General features: G+C 36.4%; 32 protein-coding genes and 1 riboswitch. Of the genes, 25 read left to right on the forward strand and 7 right to left on the reverse strand.

Features of this window, described 5'->3' with window-relative positions:
- Nucleotides 1-7 precede the first annotated feature (7 nt).
- The 15 genes from ACIQXW_RS15390 to ACIQXW_RS15460 all read left to right on the forward strand — a co-directional run bounded on the left by ACIQXW_RS15390 (nt 8) and on the right by ACIQXW_RS15460 (nt 7,893).
- Nucleotides 8-364, forward strand: coding sequence for a contractile injection system sheath initiator (locus ACIQXW_RS15390; RefSeq protein ID WP_402763531.1), 357 nt, complete (start codon nt 8-10; stop codon nt 362-364).
- Nucleotides 342-1,517, forward strand: coding sequence for a baseplate J/gp47 family protein (locus ACIQXW_RS15395; RefSeq protein WP_402763534.1), 1,176 nt, complete (start codon nt 342-344; stop codon nt 1,515-1,517). The genes ACIQXW_RS15390 and ACIQXW_RS15395 overlap by 23 nt, the downstream gene beginning before the upstream one ends.
- The gene (locus tag ACIQXW_RS15400) at nt 1,510-2,178 is read left to right on the forward strand and encodes a hypothetical protein (protein ID WP_402763537.1); all 669 of its coding nucleotides are present in this window, start codon (nt 1,510-1,512) and stop codon (nt 2,176-2,178) included. Before ACIQXW_RS15395 ends, ACIQXW_RS15400 begins: the two co-directional genes overlap by 8 nt.
- On the forward strand, nt 2,175-2,483 hold the full coding sequence (locus ACIQXW_RS15405; RefSeq protein WP_402763539.1) for a hypothetical protein: 309 nt from the start codon (nt 2,175-2,177) through the stop codon (nt 2,481-2,483). The genes ACIQXW_RS15400 and ACIQXW_RS15405 overlap by 4 nt, the downstream gene beginning before the upstream one ends.
- The gene (locus tag ACIQXW_RS15410; RefSeq protein WP_402763542.1) at nt 2,476-3,075 is read left to right on the forward strand and encodes a hypothetical protein; all 600 of its coding nucleotides are present in this window, start codon (nt 2,476-2,478) and stop codon (nt 3,073-3,075) included. The genes ACIQXW_RS15405 and ACIQXW_RS15410 overlap by 8 nt, the downstream gene beginning before the upstream one ends.
- 2 nt (nt 3,076-3,077) lie before the next feature.
- Complete coding sequence (locus ACIQXW_RS15415) at nt 3,078-4,814, forward strand: DNRLRE domain-containing protein (RefSeq protein ID WP_402763545.1); 1,737 nt, start codon at nt 3,078-3,080, stop codon at nt 4,812-4,814.
- Nucleotides 4,814-5,029 (forward strand): hypothetical protein, encoded by a 216-nt coding sequence (locus tag ACIQXW_RS15420; protein WP_402763547.1) that lies wholly within the window; start codon nt 4,814-4,816, stop codon nt 5,027-5,029. The genes ACIQXW_RS15415 and ACIQXW_RS15420 overlap by 1 nt, the downstream gene beginning before the upstream one ends.
- A gap of 1 nt (nt 5,030) precedes the next feature.
- Nucleotides 5,031-5,180, forward strand: coding sequence for an XkdX family protein (locus ACIQXW_RS15425; RefSeq protein WP_402763550.1), 150 nt, complete (start codon nt 5,031-5,033; stop codon nt 5,178-5,180).
- 122 nt (nt 5,181-5,302) lie between these two features.
- Nucleotides 5,303-5,551, forward strand: coding sequence for a hypothetical protein (locus tag ACIQXW_RS15430; protein WP_402763553.1), 249 nt, complete (start codon nt 5,303-5,305; stop codon nt 5,549-5,551).
- 14 nt (nt 5,552-5,565) lie between these two features.
- The gene (locus ACIQXW_RS15435) at nt 5,566-5,826 is read left to right on the forward strand and encodes a phage holin (RefSeq protein WP_402763556.1); all 261 of its coding nucleotides are present in this window, start codon (nt 5,566-5,568) and stop codon (nt 5,824-5,826) included.
- On the forward strand, nt 5,823-6,509 hold the full coding sequence (locus ACIQXW_RS15440; RefSeq protein WP_402763559.1) for a peptidoglycan recognition protein family protein: 687 nt from the start codon (nt 5,823-5,825) through the stop codon (nt 6,507-6,509). The genes ACIQXW_RS15435 and ACIQXW_RS15440 overlap by 4 nt, the downstream gene beginning before the upstream one ends.
- Before the next feature lie 116 nt (nt 6,510-6,625).
- Nucleotides 6,626-6,898 carry a YolD-like family protein gene (locus ACIQXW_RS15445; RefSeq protein ID WP_402763562.1) on the forward strand — a complete coding sequence of 91 codons (273 nt, stop codon included), beginning with the start codon at nt 6,626-6,628 and terminating at the stop codon, nt 6,896-6,898.
- Between the two features lie 18 nt (nt 6,899-6,916).
- Nucleotides 6,917-7,255, forward strand: coding sequence for a YolD-like family protein (locus ACIQXW_RS15450; protein WP_402763565.1), 339 nt, complete (start codon nt 6,917-6,919; stop codon nt 7,253-7,255).
- Nucleotides 7,248-7,592, forward strand: a complete 345-nt coding sequence (locus ACIQXW_RS15455) for a YhjD family protein (RefSeq protein ID WP_402763568.1) — start codon at nt 7,248-7,250, stop codon at nt 7,590-7,592. Before ACIQXW_RS15450 ends, ACIQXW_RS15455 begins: the two co-directional genes overlap by 8 nt.
- 1 nt (nt 7,593) lies before the next feature.
- On the forward strand, nt 7,594-7,893 hold the full coding sequence (locus ACIQXW_RS15460) for a hypothetical protein (protein WP_402763570.1): 300 nt from the start codon (nt 7,594-7,596) through the stop codon (nt 7,891-7,893).
- Nucleotides 7,894-8,160: 267 nt separating this feature from the next.
- Here the strand turns inward: ACIQXW_RS15460 and rpsD are convergent, their stop codons facing one another.
- Entirely contained in the window at nt 8,161-8,763 is a 603-nt protein-coding gene (gene rpsD / locus ACIQXW_RS15465; protein WP_173477557.1) for a 30S ribosomal protein S4, read from the reverse strand.
- A 467-nt stretch (nt 8,764-9,230) separates the two neighbouring features.
- Between rpsD and ACIQXW_RS15470 the strand changes: the two genes are divergently transcribed.
- Complete coding sequence (locus ACIQXW_RS15470) at nt 9,231-11,114, forward strand: sensor domain-containing diguanylate cyclase (protein WP_340823036.1); 1,884 nt, start codon at nt 9,231-9,233, stop codon at nt 11,112-11,114.
- Between the two features lie 86 nt (nt 11,115-11,200).
- Here ACIQXW_RS15470 and ACIQXW_RS15475 read toward each other — a convergent pair whose 3' ends face one another.
- Both ACIQXW_RS15475 and hisJ read right to left on the reverse strand, forming a co-directional pair.
- The gene (locus tag ACIQXW_RS15475; RefSeq protein WP_401020724.1) at nt 11,201-11,680 is read right to left on the reverse strand and encodes a GAF domain-containing protein; all 480 of its coding nucleotides are present in this window, start codon (nt 11,678-11,680) and stop codon (nt 11,201-11,203) included.
- A 20-nt stretch (nt 11,681-11,700) separates the two neighbouring features.
- Entirely contained in the window at nt 11,701-12,498 is a 798-nt protein-coding gene (hisJ, locus tag ACIQXW_RS15480) for a histidinol-phosphatase HisJ (RefSeq protein WP_402763575.1), read from the reverse strand.
- 199 nt (nt 12,499-12,697) lie between these two features.
- Between hisJ and ezrA the strand changes: the two genes are divergently transcribed.
- The 4 genes from ezrA (at nt 12,698) to ACIQXW_RS15500 (ending at nt 17,493) form a co-directional block, all read left to right on the forward strand.
- Entirely contained in the window at nt 12,698-14,401 is a 1,704-nt protein-coding gene (gene ezrA, locus ACIQXW_RS15485; protein ID WP_402763578.1) for a septation ring formation regulator EzrA, read from the forward strand.
- Nucleotides 14,402-14,700: 299 nt separating this feature from the next.
- On the forward strand, nt 14,701-15,861 hold the full coding sequence (locus ACIQXW_RS15490; RefSeq protein WP_402763581.1) for a cysteine desulfurase family protein: 1,161 nt from the start codon (nt 14,701-14,703) through the stop codon (nt 15,859-15,861).
- Entirely contained in the window at nt 15,858-17,066 is a 1,209-nt protein-coding gene (thiI, locus tag ACIQXW_RS15495) for a tRNA uracil 4-sulfurtransferase ThiI (RefSeq protein ID WP_402763584.1), read from the forward strand. Before ACIQXW_RS15490 ends, thiI begins: the two co-directional genes overlap by 4 nt.
- A 214-nt stretch (nt 17,067-17,280) precedes the next feature.
- Entirely contained in the window at nt 17,281-17,493 is a 213-nt protein-coding gene (locus ACIQXW_RS15500) for an alpha/beta-type small acid-soluble spore protein (RefSeq protein WP_173477551.1), read from the forward strand.
- 115 nt (nt 17,494-17,608) lie between these two features.
- Here the strand turns inward: ACIQXW_RS15500 and thiE are convergent, their stop codons facing one another.
- From thiE to thiM, 3 genes are read right to left on the reverse strand one after another with little or no spacing between them, the layout of a single operon-like run.
- The gene (thiE, locus tag ACIQXW_RS15505; protein WP_402763587.1) at nt 17,609-18,241 is read right to left on the reverse strand and encodes a thiamine phosphate synthase; all 633 of its coding nucleotides are present in this window, start codon (nt 18,239-18,241) and stop codon (nt 17,609-17,611) included.
- Nucleotides 18,228-19,055, reverse strand: coding sequence for a bifunctional hydroxymethylpyrimidine kinase/phosphomethylpyrimidine kinase (thiD, locus tag ACIQXW_RS15510; RefSeq protein WP_402763590.1), 828 nt, complete (start codon nt 19,053-19,055; stop codon nt 18,228-18,230). Before thiD ends, thiE begins: the two co-directional genes overlap by 14 nt.
- Complete coding sequence (gene thiM / locus ACIQXW_RS15515; protein WP_402763593.1) at nt 19,055-19,810, reverse strand: hydroxyethylthiazole kinase; 756 nt, start codon at nt 19,808-19,810, stop codon at nt 19,055-19,057. The genes thiD and thiM overlap by 1 nt, the downstream gene beginning before the upstream one ends.
- A gap of 91 nt (nt 19,811-19,901) precedes the next feature.
- Nucleotides 19,902-20,000, reverse strand: a riboswitch (TPP riboswitch).
- Between the two features lie 194 nt (nt 20,001-20,194).
- Between thiM and mbcS the strand changes: the two genes are divergently transcribed.
- The 5 genes from mbcS (at nt 20,195) to ACIQXW_RS15540 (ending at nt 25,290) form a co-directional block, all read left to right on the forward strand.
- Nucleotides 20,195-21,781: an acyl-CoA synthetase MbcS gene (mbcS, locus tag ACIQXW_RS15520; protein WP_402763596.1), complete on the forward strand. Its 1,587-nt coding sequence runs from the start codon at nt 20,195-20,197 to the stop codon at nt 21,779-21,781.
- Nucleotides 21,782-21,965: 184 nt separating this feature from the next.
- On the forward strand, nt 21,966-22,979 hold the full coding sequence (gene sppA / locus ACIQXW_RS15525; protein WP_340823052.1) for a signal peptide peptidase SppA: 1,014 nt from the start codon (nt 21,966-21,968) through the stop codon (nt 22,977-22,979).
- A 12-nt stretch (nt 22,980-22,991) separates the two neighbouring features.
- On the forward strand, nt 22,992-23,591 hold the full coding sequence (locus ACIQXW_RS15530) for an RDD family protein (RefSeq protein WP_340823053.1): 600 nt from the start codon (nt 22,992-22,994) through the stop codon (nt 23,589-23,591).
- Between the two features lie 177 nt (nt 23,592-23,768).
- The gene (tpx, locus tag ACIQXW_RS15535; protein ID WP_340823054.1) at nt 23,769-24,272 is read left to right on the forward strand and encodes a thiol peroxidase; all 504 of its coding nucleotides are present in this window, start codon (nt 23,769-23,771) and stop codon (nt 24,270-24,272) included.
- An 88-nt stretch (nt 24,273-24,360) separates the two neighbouring features.
- On the forward strand, nt 24,361-25,290 hold the full coding sequence (locus ACIQXW_RS15540; RefSeq protein WP_340823055.1) for a class I SAM-dependent methyltransferase: 930 nt from the start codon (nt 24,361-24,363) through the stop codon (nt 25,288-25,290).
- Nucleotides 25,291-25,334: 44 nt separating this feature from the next.
- On the opposite strand, the gene ACIQXW_RS15545 is transcribed toward ACIQXW_RS15540, so the two are convergent.
- Nucleotides 25,335-25,784, reverse strand: a complete 450-nt coding sequence (locus tag ACIQXW_RS15545; protein WP_139860572.1) for a universal stress protein — start codon at nt 25,782-25,784, stop codon at nt 25,335-25,337.
- Nucleotides 25,785-26,042: the final 258 nt, after the last annotated feature.

Genomic DNA, 26,042 nt, shown 5'->3' on the forward strand with positions numbered 1-26,042 from the left:
GTAAGAGATGCATACACTTAAATATAATGACAACGGTGATTGGGTATTAAATGAATTAGTTTATGGAGATGACCAACTAATTCAGAATCTAACACAATTGTTACGTACTAGGGTAGGTGAATGGATGTTTGATGATAACCACGGTTTTCGTAGGTCTGTAATTGAGCAAAAACTACCGAAAAAAAAACAAATTATACAGGCTATGCACGATTGTTTATATCAAGAGCCGCGTGTTGCTGAGGTATTGAGTGTGGAATACGATTTCAATCGAATTAAACGCCATTTAACCATTTATTTTAAAGCTCGCACGACAGGTGGTAGCGAAATAGGGGGTGAAACTGTTGTTAACCAGATTTGGGTTTAAACGCAAACGAACAGTAGACTATTTGCCCGAAATCCAAGAAATGGCCCGCGAATTATTTGGTGAGGATGTGGATTTAACCGATAATACGCCCCTTGGAAAAATGATTTATTTACAGGCACAGCAACGAGCAGAAGATAACGAGGAACTTGAGCAAGTTTATAACGCACGATTTGTTGATACTAGTGAAGGTGCTTCATTAGAAACCAATGTTATAAGGGTAATTACTCGTAAACGTTGGCTAAAATCAAGTGGAGAAGTAATTCTGAATTTAACTAAGGGCACAAAGGTTAATACAGGTGATTTATTTAAAACACCGTATAATATTTATTTTAAAGCTCTAGAGGAAGTTCAAGCTGTAGAAGATGGTAATTATCGTACTACAGTAGAAGCACTTGAATATGGAGCGATAGGTAACGTAGAGCCTGGTGATATATCAATAATTGTGAATCCTCAAAGTGGCATCAATTCGGTAACGAATCCAGATGCTTTTTTTAATGGTCAAGATGAAGAAACTGACGAAGAATTACAGAATCGTTATTACGAATCTTTAGGTAAAGTAGGAGCACGTCGAGTTGAATCGATAGAGGCTAATGTCCTTGATGAAGTAGAAGGGGTTCGTGCTGCTATAGCTATTGAAAATGATACAAATGAAGTAGATGCAGAAGGGCGCCCTCCACATTCTGTAGAAACTGTCGTATTAGGTGGTTTAGATGAAGATGTGGCTATGGCCATCTTTAGAAAAAAAGGTGGTGGTATTCGTGCTCATGGATCTACAGTATACACATTTACAGATAATAGAGGAATTGTGCATGAAATTGGATTTACACGCGCTACAACTGTCTCTGTCTATGTAAAAGTAAAGGTTAAAAAGAACAAACAATTTCCTCTGAATGGTGATGACTTAGTTATTGCTCAAATTGTTAAATACATTGGTGGTACATATAACGGCACGCTCTATAACGGTGTAGGTATGAGTTCTGACGTTGTATGTGCTAAAGCAGAAGCACGCGTGTTATCTGTAGAGGGCATTGATGATGTAAGTGTAGAATTTTCAACAGATGGAGTAAGTTACGAATCAAAAAATGTATTAATCGCATTTCCGGAAGTTGCTGAAACAGATGATTCCAAAATCGAGGTGATAAACCTTGTCTAATAAACGATTGCAAACACTCCTGGACCGTATGCCACGACAGTATGCTAGGAATGAGGATAGTAACAACTATAAGTTACTAAAAATCATTGCTGAAAATGGTGTTGAAAATTTAGCTATACAGCAAACCATTTTAAAATATTGGGATATAGATCAAGCAGAAGGCTATGGCTTAGATAGATTAGGCAAAGATGAAGGAATTGCACGCGGTGGTTGGGACGATGATGAATATCGAAAAATGATTAAAGTGCAATGCATTCTTAACCTATCTGAAGGAGATATAGAAACGATGAATCAGATTATGGATGCCTATATGGGTTCAGGTTTCATCGGATTCGAGGAAGGTTGGAGAGAGTTTGAGCCTGCAACATTACTTATAAATATACGTGCATCAGCTAAAAGCATTCCGGATGAATTAATTAAAAGAATAAAGACGGCTGGTGTAGGAATTTATATTTTTTTAAATGAAATCAATGAATTTCTAATAATTCATGCTGGCACCTATGTATGGCCTATTAATTACAAGATATGTGGCCGTTTTAAAACTACAGAAACGCATGGAGCTTTAGGGAAAGGAATTTTAGCTGTGTCGGATGAAATTTATGGCTTCGTTACGAACAATCGTATATGTGGTCAATTTAGAGCAGGGGGTGTGAGTCATTGAATGAAATACAACCACTAATGATTGATTTAACACAACAGTTTTTAAGCAATCTTACTGTAAGCGCGAAGGTAACTATAGACGGCGTTGTTTATGACAAAGATATCTATCATACTAGCACAAAGTTTGGGCTTAGGAAGTACGTGAAGTTGTCGACTGAACAAGGCTTTGTAACACGTGCTGCTTTAGTCGATAATTATGGGCGTGAATTGTATGTAAAAACAATGAGCTATCAGAAAGGCTCGCAGGGATATGTTATAGCATTTCCTCTCCAACTTGAAGCAAAGGAAGTGAAAGTAAATGAGTAACCATATGAATGGTGAAATACCTCTGAATTTTAAGAAAAACCCTTATGAGCGTACTGAATGGCACGATGATGTCACGGATCCAGTGACTGGGGAAGTTATCGAAGATGGTACGCCTTATATGTCAGAATTCGCAAATAATTTCGAGTGGGGAATTTATAACTCGTATCGCTATTTAATTGAGATGTACCGACAATTAGAACGCATGCGTATACAAATGGAACTAGACGGCCGTGTACCAGGTAATAGCGGAACATTTGCTGATACACTCGATGGCAGCACAAATAAAATCAAAATGGACACAGCTATGACCGATATTATCGAGGCTGTCATTATAGGAACAACTACTTTAAAAGTGGCTAGTGTTGATGGGTTTACACCATTTACACAAGTCACTATTTTTGATGATGTAGCAAGTGAGGACGTTGTGATTACTGCGGTAGGTGCAGATACAATTACGGTTTCATCATTAACTAATGCGTACAAAAAAGGCGCTAAAGTGGCTCGTAGTAATGTTCAAATTGATATGGTTAACGCTGAGATGGGTGTCGGGGATTGGAAGTTATTCAATGTTAAGTTAGTGGAGGTGGTTTAAGTATGGCTACGTATCGTTTAAGTATTACAAAAGATGCTGAAGTGCGTTCTGCACTTCCTAACAATAATTATGGAAGTAGCAACACATTCTCAATAGGTGCGGTCGAAGGGAATAATCTATCGGCGTATCTAGGATTCACATTACCTGAGGCACTGAAAGGAAAAAAAATCAAGAGTGCTTCGTTAGTAATGACGCCGGGCGGGATGGTTTCAGGTGCGAATACTACGAGTGCAATTAACACGTATTCTTACAATTTAGCTAACGATTTTGTTGAAACAAGCATTACCTACGCAACACGACCTGCAAATGTTGGTAACATCTCAATAGGTATTATACCCAAATATGATACTTCACCCACTAGTGTCAACTTAAAGGAATGTATTCAATACATTGCCGATAATGCGAACGCAATACCAGGAATATTAGTTACAGGTGGAGGAAACGCATACGCTGCAAATGGGCGTAATATAACTGGCAATCCACCGTATATTTTAGTAGAAACAAACGAGGCGCCTGTTTGGTCGACCGTTCCAACACAAACAGTACGCAAAGGTAAGCTGGCAACAGTAAACCTTGCAAATTATGTAAGTGATGCCAATGGCGACGCCTTAACTTATGGAGTTGCGTCTAACAGTGATACGTCAGTTGTGACAGCTAGTGTTAATAGTGGGAATATACTTACACTAGCAGGGGTAGCTACTGGTACTGCGGCGGTTACTGTCACAGCAAATGACGGTACAACAAAGGTAGCTACCACAGTAAATGTGAATGTAATAAATATAGAACCAACGGTTACATTAACTTTACCGACAAACAACGTCACGTTGTACGAAAAGGATATTTTAAGTATCATAGGTACTGCTTACGATGAAGATCCGGACCAATCTGTTACAGCGTACTATCAAATAAACAGCGAACCACGCAAGGTACTAGCAACCAATCTAAGTCAGACACAAATAGCTTTATCAAAGCAGCTAACCTTCAAAGGTGGCAAAATATATGATGGTGAAACAGTACTCACAGGAACACTTACTGATGGAATAGCACACACGTTAAAAGTATGGGCCGAGGATAGCGAGAAGGCATCGTCTGTGATTGTTGAACGTACTTTTTATGTTGTACCTAACCGAGCGCCTTTGTTATCTGTAGAAGCTGTTGCGCCATCTGGTGTAATTGATGCGGACAATTTTAAAATTAGTGGTACAGCCTCAGACCAGGATGCCAATTCAACCGTTAAAGTGACAATACGAATTAATGCAGGAAATGCTATTGAAATCTACAGTGGAGCAGGTGGAGCTTGGGAATTTGTTTTAGCTCTTTCGCAACTTGTGGTTGGTCAAAACACGATAGTTATTGAGGTAATTGATAACTACGGTGCAAAGACTAGCAAGACGGTAACACTAAATAAAAAAGAAATGAAAACACCTATTCTGCAATCTGTCGCTCGTTATAAAATCGAGCCACCGAAGGGTTCTGCGAAGGGTGTTTTATTATTTATACAACGTGATGAGGAATTGGATATTAAGGTTGAACTATCCATGACTTTAAATGGTGAGCAAGAACAGTATGAAACGTTGACGCCTGCTAACACAGCGCCGGTCCAACAAGGTGTTGTGGAGGATACCTTTGAATACGAGGGCTTAGAAGCAAAGCAAAATATTATCCTTAAAATCACGCCATCACGTACAGATTTATCTTTTAATCACAAAATACATTTAATTTCTGGGGCGGTGGACTAATGGCATTTCAATATAAAGTACGAAACTCAGACGGTACATTAGGCGATAGGAAGAAATTCGGACTCGAAGATACTCCGGAAGAGAAAACGGAACGATTAGAAGCTACAAATGCTCAATTGGCCTATGAATCGGTTATGAAGGATTTAAGGATTGAAGAGTTAAATAGTAATCAAGCAGATTTAACTTATCAGTTAATGATGAAAGGGGTACTGTAAAATGGACTGGTTAAAAATGATTAATGGCTTTTACCCTAAATACTGGACGAAAGAAATGGTTGGCGATGCTGTTGAGGCTGGGAAAATAACAACAGGACAGTATAAAGAGATTACTGGCGATAAATATTCAACAGTAAAAACGCAAGCGTAGGCTTAGCGTTATTTTTTATGCGCTGTGAGAGTAATCGAGATGGGCAATGGTACAAGTTACTGATTCTCGATGACTCTCAAGGCTTTTATATTAATTGAATAGGGCAAAGGATTGGTGATGGAATGGATCCAATAACAACAGTAACAACAGTAAGCCAAGTAGCAAATTCGCAAGTCGTCTGGTCAATTCTATGTATTAGTTTAGTTGTATTTGTTTTCTGGAGTTCTTATAAGCGTGAAGAGAGACTTCTAAAAAACTTAGATACATTAACTGCTGCACAAGGTGAACAAGCGAGTGCAATGCGTGAAATAAGTAAAAGTCTATCGTCACTTGAAGGACGCATGGACCGCATGGAAAAACATATCTTTTAGGAGGAATTATTACTATGAAAATCAATTGGAAAGTACGTTTAAAACACAAACCGTTTTTAGTATCATTATTTGCATTTGTTTTATTACTAGCTCAACAAGTAACAGCAGCATTTGGATACAGTTTACCCGAAGCAGTTGGCGAACAAGCCACTGCTATTTTTAATACTATTTTAAGCATTTTGATTTTAATTGGCATTGTAATCGATCCAACTACAAGTGATGTCGGCGATAGTGAACAATCGTTAAAATATCGAAATCCAAAGGAGGATAAATGATGACTTACGTTTTTAAACAAAACCTTTTACCTTCTGTTAAATACCCAATAAAAGCGCCTTACACCATGACTCCTCAGTATATTACCGTTCATAATACGGCCAATGATGCTTCTGCAGCCAACGAAATTAAATACATGATTACTAACGACAACCAGGTGTCGTATCATATTGCCGTTGATGATAAAGAAGTTATTCAGGCAATCTCATTTAACCGCAACGGCTGGCATTGCGGTGATGGTCAAGGTAACGGTAATCGTAAATCAATAGGTGTAGAAATTTGCTACAGCAAAAGTGGAGGAGCGCGTTATACTGCTGCTGAGGAAAATGCAGTGCAGTATATAGCCTCGTTACTAAAACAATATGGATGGGGCATAGAACGCGTAAAAAAACATCAAGATTGGAATGGGAAATATTGTCCGCATCGAATTTTAAGTGAAAACCGATGGAATAGCTTCTTAAAACGAATCGAAGAAGCTATGAAACCGAAAACAACTATCCAACAAAAGGAGGAAACACCAGTGCCAAACACACTTACATCAACTGCTAAAGAGGATTTGAAAGGATTGTTAAAAGAGACTTATCAAAAAGGTATTTTAAAAGTGGACCATAGTGAAAGAGTTTGTTCAATGACAGATGGTGAAGCTTTAGGGTTATTAATTTCAGTTGTAAAGCGCACTTTATAAACAACGATACCAGGTACTCATAGATTTATGGGAACCTGGTATTTTTTTATTGCCAAAAAGAGAACTAATGTTCTATAATAAAACAAACAAATGTTCTTATTGGGAGAGTTGATATAGTGGCTGCTAAAACAAAAACACCAACAAAAAAGAAAGAACCTAAACATCTAGATCGTGATGAATTCGACCTTGAAGAAATCGCATATACCCTAACAGAATCGATGAAAGAAAATAAGGTTTGTGCATACACAATATACAAACATGATGAGCTATTAGAGGGTACAGTTGTAAAAATGGATGCAAACACTAAATTAATCCACATAAAAGACAGGTATATGGGCATCCATAAGATACATTTTCTAGATATTTTAAAAGTATCTGACGTTGATTAATTGTGGAGAGTGATTGTAATGATAAATGACCGTGGAAATATGAAATGGACATCATTGATGCTACCTGAACATTTAGTTAAGTTAAAGGAATGGAAAAAAGAGCAATTTTACGATAAAAAGCGCGAGTTGACTGAATGGGAGCTAGAAGAGATAGAGCAAACAATTCAGCGAGCTTTCAAAATGAAAAAGCAAATTAAGCTCACACTTTGGAAAAGCCAAAAATTATATGATGAAATTGGAATCATTACGGGGACAAATATTTATAATAAGGAGTTACTTTTAGAAACTGTTATATCAATCAAGCGTATTACCTTCGATATGATACAAAAAGCTTCATTGGTAGACACGGATGATTAAGCCAGAAGAGCGAAGAAATGTACATGAATTTATCTTATTGGATATGGCAGTAAAATCGTTGCAGAATGATTACGATAAACTAGGAAATCTAAAAATGTCAGTGGTATATGTCAAAATAGTTGATGACCTATTGAAAGATTTAAGAAGTGATTATTTTAATAAAAAACGAATGTTAGCTAAACAAAAAATCGAGGTAGTGAAGTGGATCCATGTAGACGAATATTTTAGTGACGTTGTTTTGAAAACTCCTGGAGAAGATGTAGAACTGCGGTACGCTAAGCAAGCTCTAAAGACAAAAGTGGAAGCATTAATATTAAGATACTTAGGGAGAGAGTGACATGGCTGTTGTATATAATTTTTCTAACAAAACGTTTCGAGATATAACAAAAGAAAGAATTGATGTAGCGAAAGTAGCATTAGGTTTTATGGGAAGTGCAGTAAAAGTCTATGAACGTAAAGGAACGGTAATAATTCATAGTGAAAATAAAAGTTCTAGTCATGCAAGCGTTTCAAATGAGCGTGGTCAAGTTAAAGAATGGGAAATTAGATATGCAATAGATCACATTTTAAAAAGAGATCTTATAGATGTGAACATACGAGTTAGTGAAACTGGTGTTGTTCATATACGGACAAAGTAGGAAAAAATACTTAATAATAGTAAAAGTCACTCAACAATATCAGATGAGTGACTTTTATTTTTAAATTTATAATTCATTGGTTAAAAATACATCTACCCGATTTTATTATTAAAAATACGATGCCCCCAAGGCGCCCCCAATTTAAATCAAGAATAATTAAAAATTGTTGTAGCTTATATTCATATTAAATATAGTAAAAACCCCGAAACAAAAGGGTTTACCTTGTTTCGGGGTTTTATAAAATCGTTGTTTGACGAAGCAAAAAAATTAACGAGAGTAGTACTCTACGATGAATGCTTCGTTGATTTCAGCAGATAGTTCAGAACGTTCTGGAAGGCGAGTGAATGTACCTTCTTTTTTGTCTGCATCAAAAGTTAAGTAGTCAGGTACGAAGTTGTTTACTTCGATAGCTTCTGTTACTACAGCAAGGTTTTGAGATTTTTCACGAAGAGAAATCGTTTGACCTGGTTTAACGCTGAATGATGGAATATCAACGCGTTTGCCATCTACTAAGATATGACCGTGGTTTACTAATTGACGAGAACCACGACGAGTGCGAGCTAAACCTAAACGGTAAACTAAGTTGTCAAGGCGAGTTTCAAGAAGGATCATGAAGTTTTCACCGTGAACACCTTTCATTTTACCAGCGCGGTCAAATAGAGTACGGAATTGACGTTCAGTCATACCATACATATGACGAAGTTTTTGTTTTTCTTGAAGTTGTAAACCGTATTCTGATAATTTTTTACGTTGGTTCGGGCCGTGTTGACCTGGTGCGTAAGGGCGTTTTTCGATTTCTTTACCAGTACCGCTTAGTGAGATACCAAGACGACGTGATAATTTCCAAGATGGACCTGTATAACGAGACATATTGTTGTCTCCTCCTTTAAATTTGGTTTTTTTGTTGTAAAACAAAAACCAGTAGTACCCATTCTTATACGTATTTTATTTTCATGTATTTTCGCCTATGCAGCCTTTAGGTTACATAATACACCATCAATTTGTATCTGAGAGACTTTGAGAAGTAATACTCAGTAAAATTGAGGAATAAAATACAGTAATAAGCTCATACCACTGCTGCGTTTATTTTACACAAACTTCATTGTAACTGCTTATAGCGTAGACGTCAATTATTAGTATTGCTTTTTTCAAAAAGGTCTATAGTAGGAATTTCCTTGAAAGTCATTTTACACTACTACGAAATGGTTAATGATACGGTATTAAATGTAAATTGTAAAAGTAAGGCAGAATTAAATAGTCAAAATGACACAAATTATGTATAATACATTATAAGTTAATAGTAATTGATTTGTACGTTATATAGAAAAGGTGATTTCATGACAGACCATTTACAAACGCTGAAATATATAAAATCTGATGTTTTGAGCATTTGGGTGAGTTCGAATGGAGGACTAATTAGTTTTAATGAGTATTTTTATTCATTTAAACAGTGTCTAAAGAAGCACTTGAAAATTGAAAATGCGGCATTTCTTAGCTTTGAAGGTAATAGTTTAATACCTGTGGAAGAATTAGCTAATTTGACGATTGAAACAAAACTAAATGCTGTGTCATGGCTAATGATAGAAGCCAGCTTTTACCAACAGAAAGTGGTGAAGCTTCCTTATATATTAAAAGAAAAACCAGCCTATAATATGATGACAGATATGGTGCTTTTCCAGGCGGAGGGCAAAGATCCTATTGGTGTGTTGCTTGTAGAAGCCACTGATACTTGGACGGACTTTATGACTTCGGATTATGGTGAAGAGTGTGTAGAAACGCTTACGAAAGTTTTACAACTACTTATTGAAAACCTAGAAGTAAAATTGAATGAAGACCAATATAGAAAACTTTATAATATGACGGACTTATTTCATTCAACAATGGATATTGATTTGATTTTAGAAAACGTTTTAAAAAATATTCGAGATAATTTCCCGGAATTTAATGTGGAGCTTATTTTATCCAACGATCAAGATCGCCATACGACAATCGATATAAAGCTTTTTGATTACTTATCGGAAAGACCTGCTACAATTGAAGCTTTTGTATCAGGTGAGTTGACAACTGAACTAGCTGGAGACTTAAATTGTCGATTATTAAACGCTCCTATAAAAGGGAGACAAGCCATTTATGGGATTTTACAAGTTAATGCACCAACCACATACCTTTTTTCAGCAACTGAAAAAGATTTTGTGCGCATGCTCGCACAAGCATCTGGCAATGCACTAGAAAATGCCAAATTATATCATCAATCGCATCGCCTCGTAAGTGACTTACAACTTATCAATGAAACATCGCATCGATTAAATATGCGAATTGATATTAATGAAATGTTACTTTTCCTACAAAAACAATTAATGAAGTCTTTCCAACCAATGGAAGTTTGTTTCGCTTTTAAAGATAATGCTACCTATGTAGTGAAAGATGCTAGTACATCCTTATTTAAATCAGACGAAGGCAAGACTTATATAAATCATGTTGAACAACATTTTGAGCATACAAATGATCCACTGTTTATTGCCGATTTTAGCAGGTTAACCCCAAATCAAATAGAATATCGTTCAATTATGGCGATTCCTATCTTAATGGAGGAAAAAATTAATGGCTTTAGTATCGTATTACACAAAGAGCCGTATTTCTTTTCATTTGATAGTTTTAAGCTAATGCAATCGTTAATCCATCATTCTTCATTAGCGATAGCAAACTCTATTTTACGAAATCAGCTACAAGAAATGGTTGATCGAGATCATTTAACAAAATTATATGCACGTAGTTATTTAGACCAATTTGTAGAAAAATCACTGAAAACAGATCAATCAGGAATGTTCTTACTGATTGATATTGATAATTTTAAACGCATCAATGATACCTATGGTCATCAAATAGGTGATAAAATTCTCGTGCAGATTGCCGTGCAATTAGAGGAAACAATAGGTGCCAGTGGAATTTGTGCTCGCTGGGGTGGAGAGGAAATGTCGGTGTATGTGCCTAATGTTGATGAGCAAGAAGCTATCGAGCTAGCATCAACAATAGTAGAAGTAATTCCGAATGCAACAGATCCTCAAGTAACAATTTCAGCAGGTCTTATTACATGGGATCAATTCTATAGACCAGCCTTTCAATCTGTTTTCCTACATGCTGATACAGCTTTATATGAAGCGAAAAATAATGGGAAAAATAGATTCTGTATTCATGATCGAACGTTACAAACAAATGCATAAATTATGTTTTACAATAAATTTGCCCCGAAATGATATATTTATAATCCATTTCAGGGCATTTTTTAGTGGCTACTTGTGGACGTCTTTTAAATATGAAGCAGCAATGTTTTTACAAAATGTTCTAAGCCGATTTGATCATCAGCAGAAAAGCGATTTTTGATAGGACTATCAATATCAAGCACGCCAATTACCTTGTCTTGTTGAATTAGAGGAATGACAATTTCAGATTGAGAGGCAGCATCGCATGCAATATGTCCTGGAAATGCGTGAACATCATCTACGACAAGCGTTTCTTTTGTTGACACAGCTGATCCACAAACGCCACGCCCAACTGGAATTCTCACGCATGCAGGTAAGCCTTGGAATGGTCCTAATACTAGCTCTTCCTCTTGTAATATGTAAAAGCCAACCCAGTTAATGTCAGGGAGGAATTGATTAAGCAATGCAGACGCGTTGCTTAAATTAGCAATACGATCTGTTTCTCCAGTGAGTAGTGCATCTAATTGCTTTGCTAATGTATTGTATTGATCGACGATGGATCCTTCATAATTAATTTGTGTAAACATAATAGCACCTCGTTTAAAAGTTATATAATTGGAAATAAAGTTTTATAATGCTGATGTAGATCAACAGCGGTATGCGCATCAGAACCGAAAACGACAGGTAATCCGATCGTTTTACTATAATCGATAAAGGCAAATGGTGGATATGGCTCTTGACAGTATGTTTTACTTAAACCAGCACTATTTAAATCTAACTCATATCCTTTTTGCTGCATAGTAGTTAATACTTCTTGAATGCGGACAGTATCATCAATTTTCGTATTATGGGCTAGTTGAAACTTATGAACAAGTGTTGGATGTCCGATGCGCTTCGGTTTGTATTGACCTAAATCTGCATCTATAGATTGTAGGACAGTATCATAATATAAGTGATAAACTTGTTCAATAGAACCTACCTTTTTAGCAAAAGCTATAAAACTATCAGCAGAAAAATCAATACATTCATATGTGTTTTGCCATTGTAAAAAATGCACTGATAAAATAGAGTCATCTAAAAAATGCCCATATGTATCAAGGAATTTACGCGTTTCTTGCTCAAAGCCTTGAATATAGTCTATCTCTAAACCGATACGAATGCGAATATCTTGTGCGTACTGCTTTTGGAGCTGCTGTAAGTCCTCGAAATACGGCATTAAAAAATCTGGTTGCATTCCACTATCCTGTTCGGGTGTTGGGTCGCTAAAATTAGAGGGCAATGGTGCATGTTCTGTAAATGTAATATCCGTAAAGTTTTCAGCAATAGCTTTTTCAATATATTGTGTAAATGAATCAGATGTCCCATGTGGGCAATAGGGGCTATGGATATGGCCGTCTCTTTTCATACATATTACACTCCTTTATCTAGTAAAATGATAATTACATATTTAAGCTCTATGTTCAATGACATAGGCGGAACTGTCAATATGTAGGTCGTGAATACACTTTTCTGAAAATCACTCAAATTTTAGTACAAAAGGCGAAAACATAGTATATAATGTATACAACTAGCCAATTCGTTTATTGTAGAATAGGAGGCTTACGATGGAGTATATCATCATTCCAATTATCCTACTATTAATTTTAGCCATAGTAGGATTAATGATGCGAAGAAAACATACAACAATCATTTCACAACTTGAAAATGAAAAATTACAAATACAAAACAATCCCATAAATGAGGAAATTTCCAAAGTTAAATCTTTAAACATGAATGGTGAAACAGAGGAAATGTTTGAACGGTGGCGTAATAGTTGGGATGAAGTCATCGATGTACATATGACAAAAATTGATTCGCTTCTATTCGACGCTGAAGATCAAATCAATCGTCTTCGTTTTAAAAAAGCAACGTTGATAGAACGTGAAATAGAAGATTATATTCTTAAGTGTGAAAAAGATAAAGATAAAATCTTAGAAGAACTTAATGAATTAATTGGCAGCGAAGAAAAAAACCGTATTGAAATTGAACAGCTTAAAGAATATTATCGATCTGCACGTAAAACATTGCTTGCGCATCAACACTCATTTGGTGTAGCTTTACCAGCACTTGAACAAAAATTAGAAGTGTTTATTCAAAAATTTGAAGAATTTGATGTACTCACAAGCGAAGGAAATTATTTGCAGGCGCGTGAAATTGTCATTAGCTTGAATCAAGAATCACAGCAGACATTTGAATACATTAATGATGTTCCAACTATTTTGACGGAACTACAAGTAAAGTTACCAGGTGCGGTTCAAGAATTGCGCAATGGTCAACGTGAAATGGAAGAACAATCATACTACTTGCATCATTTAGAGCTAACAGACGCGTTGGACAAACTGGAAGTTGAATTTGCTACGTTAAAAGGTGAACTTGCGGAGCTGAATTTAACAGCTATTAAACCTCGTGTTGCTGAAATAAATGAAGAAATTGACCGTTTCTATGATTTACTTGAAAAAGAAGTAATTGCTAAAAATTATGTAGATCAAAATTGTGAGCGATTATTAGGATCCATTACTAACGTTATTAGCTCTACTCGATTAGTTAGTGATGAAGCAACATTTGTTCAGCAAAGTTACCATTTGAATGAAAAAGATGCTGAAATTCCAAAGGCTGCTTTAAAACAATTAGAAGCACTTCAACGCCGCTATGATTTATTGGCAATGCGTGTTTCAGAGGAAAAATCGGCTTATTCAAGTCTACAAGAGGAATTAATTGAAATTAGCGAAGAGCTAGAGCGTATCCACGAAGAGCAAGGGCATTTATCGAATACAATGAAAAAGCTTCGCATTGATGAAAATAAAGCTCGTACACAAGTGGAAAACTTGAAAAAAACACTACAAGAAACAGATCGCCTGTTAAATAAGGCAAATATTCCTGGTATTCCAGAAGAGATGGATGCTCGTTTAGATGAGGCTGCTGAGCATATTTATATTGTCATGCAAAGTCTACAAGAAGTTCCACTCAACATGGGAACAATCCATAATAACTTGAATGCAGCGACTCTTTGTGTTGAGGATGTGCATTCGAAGGCCCATGAATTGATTGAGAATGTTATGCTTATCGAACGTATCATTCAATATGGCAATCGTCACCGTGCAACGAATCCAAAATTAAATGCTCGTTTAAAAGAAGCCGAACAAGCATTCCATCAATACCGTTATGCGAAAGCTTTAGAAGAAGCTGGGACTGCAGTAGAGGAAATGGAGCCAGGTGCATTAAAGCGTATAGAAGCAATAGTTGCAGAAGAGACGCTAACAAAGTCTTAAGTAGTTCGAAGTGAATAAAAGAAAATAAACTAAAGAAACAGCTACCTAAAAAGTGACGTAATGAACTTTTTAGGTAGCTATTTTATTTATTGCTACTAACGTTAGCAATGGTCAAAAAAAGTAAATTTATTCGTGCTATTCTATGGTCAAAATAAATTAAAATGGGTAGTTTTTTTCATTATATAGGTCATCAAAAAGGGACGATAAATGACTAAATCAGAATAATTAGTAGTCAATCGCCACAGATTGCGTTATGATAAATACCGTTAAATCAACGTTTTGAAAGTGTGTGAAAAATAATGAAAGTTAATACAATTTATCTTGATAATAGTGCTACAACAAAGCCTTATAAAGAAGTAATGCAGACGTTTATGGCAGTGAATGAACAGTATTATGCGAACCCTGCATCGATTCATGCCATGGGTGTAGAATCAAATGAATTATTAATGCGTGCGCGTGAGCAAGTAGCAGATATTTTGAAGACTGAAGCAAAAAATGTGCTATTTACTTCAGGTGGTACCGAATCAAATAACACAGCAATTATTGGTTTAGCACGTGGCAACACACATAAGGGTAAACATATTTTAACTACGGAAATAGAGCATCCTTCTGTTTTAGAATCAGTCAAACAGCTTGAAAAAGAAGGCTTTGAAATAGAGTATTTACATGTAAATGCACAAGGTGTAATTTCATTAGATGAGCTAAAGGCAAAAATACGCAAAGATACGATTTTAGTTAGTATGATGCATGTAAATAATGAAATGGGTGCTATTCAACCTGTTTTTGAAGCTGCTACAATCGTCCATGCAGAAAGTCGAGCGGCATTCCATATCGATGCAGTGCAAAGCTTCGGAAAATTACCTTTAACATTTAACGGTGAGGAAGGTCCTGATTGTATTACAATCTCTGGACATAAAATTCATGGATTTAAAGGCTCAGGTGTCTTAGCATTCCGAAAAAAAATGCAATGGCAGCCATATGCTTTAGGCGGAGGACAGGAATTTGGTTTACGTAGTGGCACAGTTGCTGTTCCGCAAGCAGTAGCACTGTCGAAAGCAGCTCGTATTGCAGTAGAAACAATGAATGAACGCGCGGAAAAATACCGTAAATGGCAGCAGGAAATCCGTGCTGAGCTAGAGCAATTTGGTGACGTTGTGCATATTTTATCTACCCCAGAAAGTGCAGCTCATATTTTATCATTTAGTATTCGTGATTTAAAAGGTGAGGTAATTATAAATGCCTTACAAAAATATGGTGTCATTGTATCTACATCAAGTGCTTGTTCGTCAAAGCAAACAAAAACGAGCCATGTTGTAGAAGCATTAAATATTGATGAACATTTTAAAAAAGGTGTTATTCGTGTGAGTTTTGGCGCACATGTAACTTCTGAAGACATAGCACAATTTATACTAGCTATCAAAAAAGTATTGATGGAACTAAAAGGAGAACTTTTATTATGATTTGGAAAGAAATGTTAATTCGTTATGGCGAACTATCGACAAAAGGACGCAACAAAATGGATTTTATCCGTCGTTTACGTGAGAATATTCGCTATGCGTTTGCAGATTTAGGGCATTTACACATTCGTACAGAACGTGATCGTATGTTTATCGCCATTCAAGATGAGGCACAAATGAATGTTTTAGTAGAAGGATTACCGAAAATTTTTGGGATTCAATCATTCAGTCCTGTTGCTGCTTGTGACAAAGATATGGATGCCATGAAACAGCTTGCAATTACGATTATGGATACGTTTAAACATGAACAATTAACTTTTAAAGTTGAAGTTAAACGTACAGATAAAACATTCCCATTAGATTCTCACGGTATTCAGCGTGAAATTGGCGCTCATGTTTTACCTCAATATCAAAATTTATCTGTAAAAGTGAAACATCCAGATGTAGAGCTACGCGTGGAAGTGCGACACGATTCAACTTATATGATGGCGCAAGTTATTCCTGGCGCAGGTGGTATGCCTGTTGGTTCTAACGGAAAATCATTATTAATGCTTTCAGGTGGGATTGATAGTCCTGTTGCAGGCTACTTAATGATGAAACGTGGTGTGCGTTTAGAGGCAATTCATTTCTTTAGCCCACCATATACAAGTCAAAATTCATTAGAAAAAGTAAAAGTGTTAGCAAATGAGCTAACAAAATTCGGCGCAAGTATTCGATTACATGTTATTCCGTTTACAGAAATCCAAGTGCTTATTAAAGAAAAAGTGCCATCTAATGTGTCTATGACTACAACACGTCGTATGATGTTAAAAGTTGCAGATAAAGTACGTGAAGAAATTAACGCACTTGCCATAGTAACAGGTGAAAGTCTTGGACAAGTAGCAAGTCAGACGCTTGAAAGTTTGACTGCTATTAACGCTGTAACGAATACACCGATTTTACGTCCGCTTATATCGAATGATAAATTAGACATTATTGAAATTGCGGAGAAAATCGGCACATATGAAACGTCGATTCAGCCATTTGAAGATTGCTGTACAATTTTCACACCTGCTAGTCCGAAAACGAAACCAAAGCTTGAAAAAGTAGAGCATTATGAAAGCTTTTCTGATTTCGATGACCTAATTGAACGTGCTGTGACCAACCGTGAAGTTTACATTTTCCCGAAAAAAGAGCAGCCAACAGATAAATTTGCAGATCTTTTATAAAAAAATTACGTGCGTAACAAATAAATTTATTGTTGTTTTACATTTATTTAAAAACGCCATTTAATAAGAAGGAAACCGTCTCAAAATCGTATTTGGGACGGTTCTTTTTTTAATTTTCTAGTCAATTTCCTTTAGAGTTACATTTTACCTTTATTTTTTTTGTATTAAAAAACAAATATCGCACATTCTATAATCACAAGGAGGTGAGACAGACATGACAAACAACAATGGTAGTTCAAACAAGCTTGCAGTACCTGGTGTACAACAAGCACTTGATCAAATGAAATACGAAATTGCACAAGAATTTGGTGTTCAATTAGGAGCTGATGCTTCAGCTCGTGCTAACGGTTCCGTTGGTGGTGAAATCACTAAACGTCTTGTACAAATGGCAGAATCTCAATTAAAAGGTATGCCAAAAAACCAATAATTGCAGAATAAGCAATTATTAAACTTAAAACCAGTGACCGTAAAAGGCACTGGTTTTAGTTTGTTTAAATTTAGTTTTTTTATGCCAGACGATTACATGCATACATATAACAAAGCTATAAATACAATGATTTGAAAGTTGAAGCGGTTTTTTGAATGTCATTACTTTCGCAAATAGCAGAAATAACAGCGACACCATCTGCACCTGCTTTAATAACAGCAGATGCATTCAGGCAGTCAATACCACCAATTGCGACTATCGGCAACAGCGGATACATGCTATGTGCTTGATATAAAAATTCTGTTCCACAAGGTGGTTTGGCATCGTTTTTAGATGTGGTTGCATAAATAGGACCAATACCTATATAATCTGCTCCATATTTTAAAGCAACTTGCAATTCAGAAGCTGTATGGACAGAAACACCAAGGATCATTTGTCCAATTTTTTGTCGTACTAGTGAGACGGGATAATCATCTTGACCTATGTGAATACCATCTGCATTAAGCTTAAGGGCAAGGTCGATATCATCATTGACGATAAAGGGAACGTTATATTTCCTGCATAGATTTTGGCATTGACGTGCAAAATGCTCGTAGTGCTCATTCGTCAATGCATGTTGTCCTTTTTCACGAAATTGAAACATCGTAATACCTGCTTGCAATGCTGCCTCAAGTATTTCTAAAGGTTGTCTATTTTTCACATTCGCTGTGCCCATTATAAAATAAAGCTGTAAGTCACTCCTTTTCATGTATGGTCACCTCGCAAGTATCATGAAATTTTTTGTAAGCAAAATGATTCGTTGGTCCATTGCCATTTCCAATCGATAAATCATGGCTAATAGCTAATTGAATAAATTTTTTCGCTTCAATAATTGCTTGTTTTAAAGGTATTTTTTGACCAATAAAAGCGGTTAATGCAGCAGAAAATGTACATCCCGTTCCATGCGTGTTTTTCGTTGCAATTCGAGTAGATTGCATTGAAAATGATTCGCCATCTTCAAAAAATACATAATCTGTTGCAAAATGATCGTCATGTAAATGTCCGCCTTTGATAATGACACATTGAACACCTAATTTTAATAATGATTGAGCAGCTTGCTGAATGTCTGATACATTGTTTATTTTTCTAGCAGTAAGTGTCTCTGCTTCTGGAATATTAGGCGTTACGATTGTAGCAAGAGGTAATAAATCTTTTTTTAATGCCTCAACTGCTTCTTGTTGTAATAAGTTTTCTCCTCCTTTTGCAATCATTACAGGATCAACGATAAGCGGAATATTTAAATTAGACAGAGCTCGTGCAATTGTATGAATAATATCTGAAGAAAAAAGCATTCCTGTTTTTATTGCACTAATTGAAAAATCATCCAGTAGTGAATGAAGTTGTTTATTTACAAAAGCTTGTTCAATTGGAAGTACACCGTTCACTCCTAATGTGTTTTGTGCTGTTAAAGCAGTTATAACGGATGTCCCGAATACGTCTAATTCCTGAAATGTTTTTAAATCAGCTTGGATGCCAGCTCCACCACCGCTATCTGAGCCAGCTATTGTTGTTACAATATGCATTATTTTTCACCGTCCTTCGATAAACGGTGTAATTCATTTAAGACCGAAACTGCAAAATCACCGTTATATGGCGCGGATGAAGCGGCATGTTCAGCAACTTTTTTATAGCACGTTAATGTATTGCACAACTGAGAAAATGGCTCATTACCTGCAATATAAGCTGCACAGCAAATGGCACTTAACAAACAACCAGTTCCTGTAACTTCTGTCATTCGAGCATGTCCACCAATAATCCATTGGGAGTGCTCTCCGTCAGTTATAAAATCTTTTTCACCAGTTACAATAACAATACAATTATATTTTTTAGAAATTTCTTTTGCTTTATCTTCAACAGAAATTGAACCGCTGCCACTATCTACTCCTTTTTGTTGCCAATAAACATCAGCAATAGCGGCAAGCTCACCGATATTACAACGAATAACAGCAAAATGAACGGCTTCTAATAATTGCTGTACCGCTTGTTTACGTAAATTTGTTGCTCCAACACCAACTGGGTCCAAAATAATCGGTACACCTAGCGCATTTGCCTTTTTTCCAGCAAGTAACATCGATTCATTTGTACGGGTAGTAAGCGTGCCAATATTAATCAATAAGGCTGATGCAATCGATACCATCTCCTCAACTTCCAGAGATTCATCTGCCATTACAGGCGAAGCACCAATTGCTAATAAGCCGTTTGCTTGAAAATTTGCCACAACATAATTTGTAATACAATGAATGAGTGGTTGTTTTTTACGAATAGTTTGAAAAATCATCGTAGTCCTCCTTTTTTTGGACGGACGTAAGCATGCAAAAAAGCTCTTTTTTTCGTGCGAAATATACACGTAAAAAGAGCCTATCATCAATAATAAGATGTGTGTTGCTCCCTACGTCAGTATTAACTAACAGGTTCAAAGGGTCAGGTTTTACCTTCTCAACTCGTTATGAGTCCCCCCGCAATCATGAAGTTTTTAGTTGTCCAAAATGTAACATACCTATCCACAGTATTCAATAGCATTTTATCATTATCTGGAAAGCAGTGACTGATGCCATATAATAAACCATGATAATTGTCATGACTTTCTTAAAATAAGGTTCATCCATTGAAAATAATAAAAAATGAGTTTTATAATAAACCTAGCAATAAGGAGGCAGTTATTATGAAAAGACAGGATTTAATCGCACCAGAATGGTATAACATTGTTGAGGAGATTGAGAAATATGCTCAGGACCCAACTAAAAATGCATTAATTGTTTATAATAATCATGAAGAAATTCAACATATTACATATGCAACTTTACTTGAAAAAGCAAATCAGGCGGCCCATGTATTTACTTCGCAGGGACTAACAAAAGGCGATGTGCTTTTAGTTATGGTTCCAAGATCTGTCGAGGCATATATCGTCTACATAGCGGCATTAAAAGCGGGCTTAACGATTATCCCTAGTTCGGAAATGTTGCGTACAAAGGATATTGAATACCGAATTACACATGCAAATGCAAAAGGAATAATTGCCTACGAGCCATATATTGAGCAATTTGACGAAGTGAAAAACTTAAAGGGTATTTTGCAATATGTTATTGGTCATGCTCATACACCATGGCAACCGTTGCTTGAAAAAATGGAGGAGCATCCTACAGACTATACGAATCCTACACCGACAAAAAGTACAGACAATGCTTTTTTAGCCTATACAAGTGGAACAACTGGCAATCCTAAGGCGGCTGTTCATACACATAGCTGGGGTTATGCTCATTTACGGACAACGGCACCGAATTGGTTAGGTGTTCAAGAAAATGATATAGTATGGGCTACTGCGGCGCCTGGTTGGCAAAAATGGATTTGGAGTCCATTCCTAGCAACTTTAGGCAGTGGTGCTACGGCATTTGTTTATAAAGGCAAATTTGATGCGTCAACTTATTTGTCATTGCTTGAAAAATTTAAAGTAAATGTATTATGTTGTACACCGACAGAGTATCGTTTTATGGCAGCACTCAATAATTTACAGGACTATAATTTAAGCGGAATTCGCCAAGCTGTATCAGCGGGTGAACCACTGAATAGTGAAGTAGTAAAAGTGTTCTCTGAAACGTTTAATATACAGGTTCGAGATGGTTACGGGCAAACGGAAAATACATTACTTGTTGGGACAATGGTTGGCATGGAAGCGCGCGTCGGCTCAATGGGTAAACCGACACCAGGAAATACAGTAGAAATAATCGATGACCTAGGACATCCTGTGTCGGAAGGTGTTGTTGGGGATATAGCAGTGCATCGAGAAACACCTGCACTCTTTAAAAAATATTTCCAAGATCCTGAACGCACAAACCTACAATTCCGCGGAGAATGGTATATAACAGGTGACCGTGCATATAAAGATGCTGATGGCTATTTTTGGTTTGAGGGCCGCGGAGATGATGTCATTATTTCTTCAGGCTATACAATAGGGCCATTTGAAGTAGAAGATGCATTAATGAAACATCCTACAGTAAAGGAAGCGGCTGTTGTTGCTAGTCCAGATGAAGTAAGAGGAAATATTGTTAAGGCATTTATAGTCCTTCGTGAAGATGAGACTGGGGATGATACACTTATTAAAAAGTTACAAAACCATGTGAAATTATTGACTGCACCTTATAAATATCCACGTGCGATTGAATTTGTAGAAGTGTTACCTAAGACTGCCTCTGGTAAAATCCGTCGTGTCGAATTACGACAACAAGAAAAAGCGCATTACACACATCAATAAATATTTCCTAGGAAATAAAGTCGGAAAATCAAAGTTCATGTTTTTTTATGAACTTTTGATTTTTTGTTGTAGCCCCATTTATTTATAGTAAAATAATAAACAACAGAACATTTTTACATAAAAATTACTTAAAAGTGAAACGTTTTGGACATTTAGACGTATAACGTGATGAGGAGGCGTTTGTATGAATGTGAAAAGGTGGATAGCTTTGGCTATTGCAGCTGTGTTGTTAGTATTTTCATTAGGGATTAATACGATTTTTGCCATATTTAAATCAGACTTTTTTAGTAATTTTGACAGCATTGTCGCTGGAAATAATTTAAATGTTTATGAAACGGTTATTGAGGGTGAAGATTATAGTAAGCGTATTGCCTATTTAAAAGTTGATGGAACGATTCAAGATGTTGGATCGAACACATTATGGCAAACCGTTGCTTATGATCACCAGTTTTTCTTAAATCAGTTGGACAATATTTTATATGATGATTCAGTACAAGGTATTGTTCTTAGTGTTAATTCACCAGGTGGTGGTGTAAAGGAATCGGCAGAAATTTATAAAAAACTGTTGCAAATTAAAGAGGAACGTCAAATTCCAATTTATGTGTCAATGGATTCGATGGCAGCATCAGGTGGCTACTACATTTCAGCACCAGCAGATAAAATTTATGCACACCGTGATACGATAACAGGTTCAATTGGTGTCATTATGCAATCTATTAATTATCAGGAACTTGCAGAAAAAGTTGGCGTGAAATTTGAGACGTTTAAATCTGGGCAACATAAAGACATGCTGAGTCCAACGCGTGAAATTACAGCAGAAGAACGCGCTATGATGCAAGATATGATTAACGAGTCATATGAAGAGTTCGTTGATATTGTTGAACAAGGACGTAATATGTCTGAAGCTGACGTGAAAAAAGTGGCAGATGGTCGAATTCTTGGTGGAACAAAGGCACTTGAAGCAGGCTTAATCGATGAAATTGGCGACGAGCAAGCAGCTATTGCAGCTTTACGTCAAGATTACGGTTTAGAGGATGCAGTTTTGTTTGAATACAGCTATGATCAAGGTGGCCTACCGTCATTAATTGGTATGAAAGTAAGCTCTCTTTTTGGTCCATCGGCTGAAGAAAAAATGCTAACGAAAATTATGACAGAATACAAGGCACCTAAAATGATGTACTTATATGGTGAATACTAAGGAGGGCATACCATGACAAACAATGAATTCGTTTTGCAAGGGACACCCTCAATTGAACAAGAACTGTTAGATAAGCCAACGACACCAATAGTGACTACAAATTACGAATTGAAGACAGCAGGATTTTGGGTGCGCTTTTGGGCATTTGTCTTAGATGGATTAATTATTTCAGCAGTTGGTGGCATCGTTGCCAATCCGATATTTTACTTAATGGACTGGTCATTATCGGATTCGGTCTGGTATGCACCTATCTCAATTATTTCAGCTATTCTCTATTATTGTTACTTTGTATTAATGACGAAATTTTTTGGGCAAACGTTAGGGAAAATGGCTTTCGGGCTACGCGTTATCTCACTAGAGCATGACAAACTTACATGGTCAGATGTGCTGTTCAGAGAATGGATTGGTCGTTTAATTAGTAACATAATTATGCCACTTTATATTTTTGTGGCGATTTTACCTGACAACCAAGGCATACATGATTATTTTGCAGATACGACGGTTGTCCATGAAAAAGTATACGTAGCGAAAGAAACAGCACAATTAGCGACACCAACTCAGGAAAAATTAAAAGAGCCTGAACAGATAGTGGAGAAGATTGAAGAAGAATAATAATGGGCCCACCTCCAACATATGAGGTGGCCCTTCTTTTTTGGACTGTTGTCGAGCAATATTAGGTGGCAAATGACAGGCATTCACAAAGATTAGCCTATAATAAGCTGTCCTAGTTGCAATTAATTCCCTACATTTAGTAAGATTATGTACATATGATGATTAGGAGGCGTTTTCATGGCACAAATTACATTTAAAAAAGGTCCAGTAACACTAATAGGTAACGAAGTAAAGGTTGGAGACCAAGCACCGGATTTCACAGTTTTAGCAAATGATTTATCACCTGTTTCTTTAACGGATTCAGAAGGTAAAATTCGTTTATTTAGTGTTGTTCCGTCATTAGATACAGGCGTATGTGATGCACAAACACGTCGTTTTAATGAAGAAGCTGCAATTTTAGGAGATAACGTAGTTATTTATACAGTATCTGTTGACCTACCATTTGCTCAAAAACGTTGGTGTGGGGCTGCAGGAATTGATGCAGTTCAAACAGTTTCAGATCATCGCGATCTTTCTTTCGGTGAAGCATATGGTGTATATATTAAAGAATTACGTCTTCTAGCACGTGCAGTATTTGTGGTAGATGCAGCTGGAAAAGTGACTTATGTCGAGTATGTACCTGAGGCTACAGATCATCCAAACTATGAAGCAGCAATTGCAGCAGTTAAAGCACTAGCATAATTTGCTTCTTTTAGGCTAAGATAATACTAGACAAAAGGGCTGTGACAGAGTTTGTCACGGCTCTTTTCTGCGTGAAAGGAAGTTATGTATGGAAAAGATTGAAAAACTATTTGGGATGCTAAATGAGCATGCAGAAAAAATAGAAAAAGAGCAGGATACGACTTTATTAGAGGGTGTACTTGATGGACTAGAGGCTTGGCTTGATGGGGATGTAGATTTCTCACAGCAAGGTGCAACGAAAGAAGACGTGCGCAAGTCCATTCAAATTGCTATTTTAAAAGGAATGCGAAAAGGTTCCCAGCCAAATCATCAAATGACGCCAGATACTCTTGGTCTATTAGTTGGCTATTTCGTAGAACAAATTTTTGCGGATCGATTAGCAAAAGAAAAACTGACAATGTTGGACCCAGCAGTTGGCACTGGTAACTTACTGTTAACTGTTATGAATTTACTCGATGGAAAAGTAGAGGCATCTGGTGTGGAGGTTGATGAGTTACTTATCCGATTAGCCGCAGCAACAGCAGATTTAACAGAGCAGCCAGTTTCTTTATATCGACAAGATGCTTTGCAAGACCTATTAGTAGATCCTGTAGATGCCATTGTTTGTGATTTACCAGTCGGTTACTATCCGAATGAGGAAGTGGCTTTAGATTATGAGCTTTGTGCATCTGAGGGCATGAGCTATGCACATCATTTATTTATTGAGCAGTCTGTCAATTATACGAAGGATGGGGGATATTTATTTTTCCTAGCTCCGACGCATCTCTTTGAATCCGAACAGTCTAAGCAACTGCATAAGTACATTCAAAAGCATGCTTGGATTCAAGCAATAATTCAATTGCCAGATACGATGTTTGCTAATAAATCACTTGAAAAAAGTATTGTGATTTTACAAAAACAAGGGGAAGCTTTTAAAGCTCCGAAAGAAGTATTGTTGGCGAAAGTACCAAATATGCAAAATAAACAAGCTCTTGCGATGTTCTTTGAAAAAGTGAAAATGTGGCAAGAAGGAAAATAATAAAAAAGGTATCCATATTTGGATACCTTTTTATGTATTGCTTATTAAGCTTCTGGTGTACGGATAACAAGTACGTCACAATTAGCTGAACGTACGATTGCTTCTGAAACTGAACCGATTAGGAAGCGTTCTACTGCATTTAAACCAGTAGCTCCACAAATAATTAAATCTGCATCTACGATTTTAGAAAGCTCTTTTGTAATAATATTTTTAGGAGATCCATACTCAATTATTAGGTTTACGTTTGCTAAGCCTTCATCTTCAGCTTGTTTTTTGTAACCATTTAATAATTCTTCTGAGAAAGCTTGTGCACGTTCTGCAATTGAACGGTCATATGCTTCGATAGCAGCGAATGAACGTGTATCAATTACGTTTACTAGGTTTAATACAGCACCTTCGTTACGTTTAGCAACATCGATTGACTTACGAAAAGCGTACTCCGCTTCTTTAGAACCGTCTACTGCAACTACAATGCTTTTATAATGATTAGCCATTTGTATTACCTCCCTATTTGTATAATGTAATTATACCAAATCATTTTCTAAAGGAAATACTTTCCGGAGAAAATTTGTGAATAAGTAAAGGCGTTTACTATGAAATACCTCGTTTCAACTGATTAGTAGTAATATTTAGTATTTTAAAAATGTTACGAATTTAATTAGTATTTGCTTTAATTAAAGCATTTTTTTCACTTGTTTGGTAAGATGGAAGTGCAAGGGGGTCATCATCTACGAGGAATCGTATTTTGGTGA

The sequence above is a fragment of the Lysinibacillus sp. NPDC097162 genome (assembly GCF_044762185.1).
Taxonomy (GTDB): Bacteria; Bacillota; Bacilli; order Bacillales_A; family Planococcaceae; genus Lysinibacillus.

Excerpts from the sequence above, each read along its gene's own strand:
- ACIQXW_RS15390 (WP_402763531.1), top strand. The coding sequence starts at position 8 with ATGCATACACTTAAATATAATGACAACGGTGATTGGGTATTAAATGAA.
- ACIQXW_RS15410 (WP_402763542.1), top strand. The coding sequence starts at position 2,476 with ATGAGTAACCATATGAATGGTGAAATACCTCTGAATTTTAAGAAAAAC.
- ACIQXW_RS15415 (WP_402763545.1), top strand. The coding sequence starts at position 3,078 with ATGGCTACGTATCGTTTAAGTATTACAAAAGATGCTGAAGTGCGTTCT.
- ACIQXW_RS15420 (WP_402763547.1), top strand. The coding sequence starts at position 4,814 with ATGGCATTTCAATATAAAGTACGAAACTCAGACGGTACATTAGGCGAT.
- ACIQXW_RS15425 (WP_402763550.1), top strand. The coding sequence starts at position 5,031 with ATGGACTGGTTAAAAATGATTAATGGCTTTTACCCTAAATACTGGACG.
- ACIQXW_RS15430 (WP_402763553.1), top strand. The coding sequence starts at position 5,303 with ATGGATCCAATAACAACAGTAACAACAGTAAGCCAAGTAGCAAATTCG.
- ACIQXW_RS15435 (WP_402763556.1), top strand. The coding sequence starts at position 5,566 with ATGAAAATCAATTGGAAAGTACGTTTAAAACACAAACCGTTTTTAGTA.
- ACIQXW_RS15440 (WP_402763559.1), top strand. The coding sequence starts at position 5,823 with ATGATGACTTACGTTTTTAAACAAAACCTTTTACCTTCTGTTAAATAC.
- ACIQXW_RS15450 (WP_402763565.1), top strand. The coding sequence starts at position 6,917 with ATGATAAATGACCGTGGAAATATGAAATGGACATCATTGATGCTACCT.
- ACIQXW_RS15455 (WP_402763568.1), top strand. The coding sequence starts at position 7,248 with ATGATTAAGCCAGAAGAGCGAAGAAATGTACATGAATTTATCTTATTG.
- ACIQXW_RS15460 (WP_402763570.1), top strand. The coding sequence starts at position 7,594 with ATGGCTGTTGTATATAATTTTTCTAACAAAACGTTTCGAGATATAACA.
- rpsD (WP_173477557.1), bottom strand. The coding sequence starts at position 8,763 with ATGTCTCGTTATACAGGTCCATCTTGGAAATTATCACGTCGTCTTGGT.
- ACIQXW_RS15470 (WP_340823036.1), top strand. The coding sequence starts at position 9,231 with ATGACAGACCATTTACAAACGCTGAAATATATAAAATCTGATGTTTTG.
- ACIQXW_RS15475 (WP_401020724.1), bottom strand. The coding sequence starts at position 11,680 with ATGTTTACACAAATTAATTATGAAGGATCCATCGTCGATCAATACAAT.
- hisJ (WP_402763575.1), bottom strand. The coding sequence starts at position 12,498 with ATGAAAAGAGACGGCCATATCCATAGCCCCTATTGCCCACATGGGACA.
- ezrA (WP_402763578.1), top strand. The coding sequence starts at position 12,698 with ATGGAGTATATCATCATTCCAATTATCCTACTATTAATTTTAGCCATA.
- ACIQXW_RS15490 (WP_402763581.1), top strand. The coding sequence starts at position 14,701 with ATGAAAGTTAATACAATTTATCTTGATAATAGTGCTACAACAAAGCCT.
- thiI (WP_402763584.1), top strand. The coding sequence starts at position 15,858 with ATGATTTGGAAAGAAATGTTAATTCGTTATGGCGAACTATCGACAAAA.
- ACIQXW_RS15500 (WP_173477551.1), top strand. The coding sequence starts at position 17,281 with ATGACAAACAACAATGGTAGTTCAAACAAGCTTGCAGTACCTGGTGTA.
- thiE (WP_402763587.1), bottom strand. The coding sequence starts at position 18,241 with ATGAAAAGGAGTGACTTACAGCTTTATTTTATAATGGGCACAGCGAAT.
- thiD (WP_402763590.1), bottom strand. The coding sequence starts at position 19,055 with ATGCATATTGTAACAACAATAGCTGGCTCAGATAGCGGTGGTGGAGCT.
- thiM (WP_402763593.1), bottom strand. The coding sequence starts at position 19,810 with ATGATTTTTCAAACTATTCGTAAAAAACAACCACTCATTCATTGTATT.
- mbcS (WP_402763596.1), top strand. The coding sequence starts at position 20,195 with ATGAAAAGACAGGATTTAATCGCACCAGAATGGTATAACATTGTTGAG.
- sppA (WP_340823052.1), top strand. The coding sequence starts at position 21,966 with ATGAATGTGAAAAGGTGGATAGCTTTGGCTATTGCAGCTGTGTTGTTA.
- ACIQXW_RS15530 (WP_340823053.1), top strand. The coding sequence starts at position 22,992 with ATGACAAACAATGAATTCGTTTTGCAAGGGACACCCTCAATTGAACAA.
- tpx (WP_340823054.1), top strand. The coding sequence starts at position 23,769 with ATGGCACAAATTACATTTAAAAAAGGTCCAGTAACACTAATAGGTAAC.
- ACIQXW_RS15540 (WP_340823055.1), top strand. The coding sequence starts at position 24,361 with ATGGAAAAGATTGAAAAACTATTTGGGATGCTAAATGAGCATGCAGAA.
- ACIQXW_RS15545 (WP_139860572.1), bottom strand. The coding sequence starts at position 25,784 with ATGGCTAATCATTATAAAAGCATTGTAGTTGCAGTAGACGGTTCTAAA.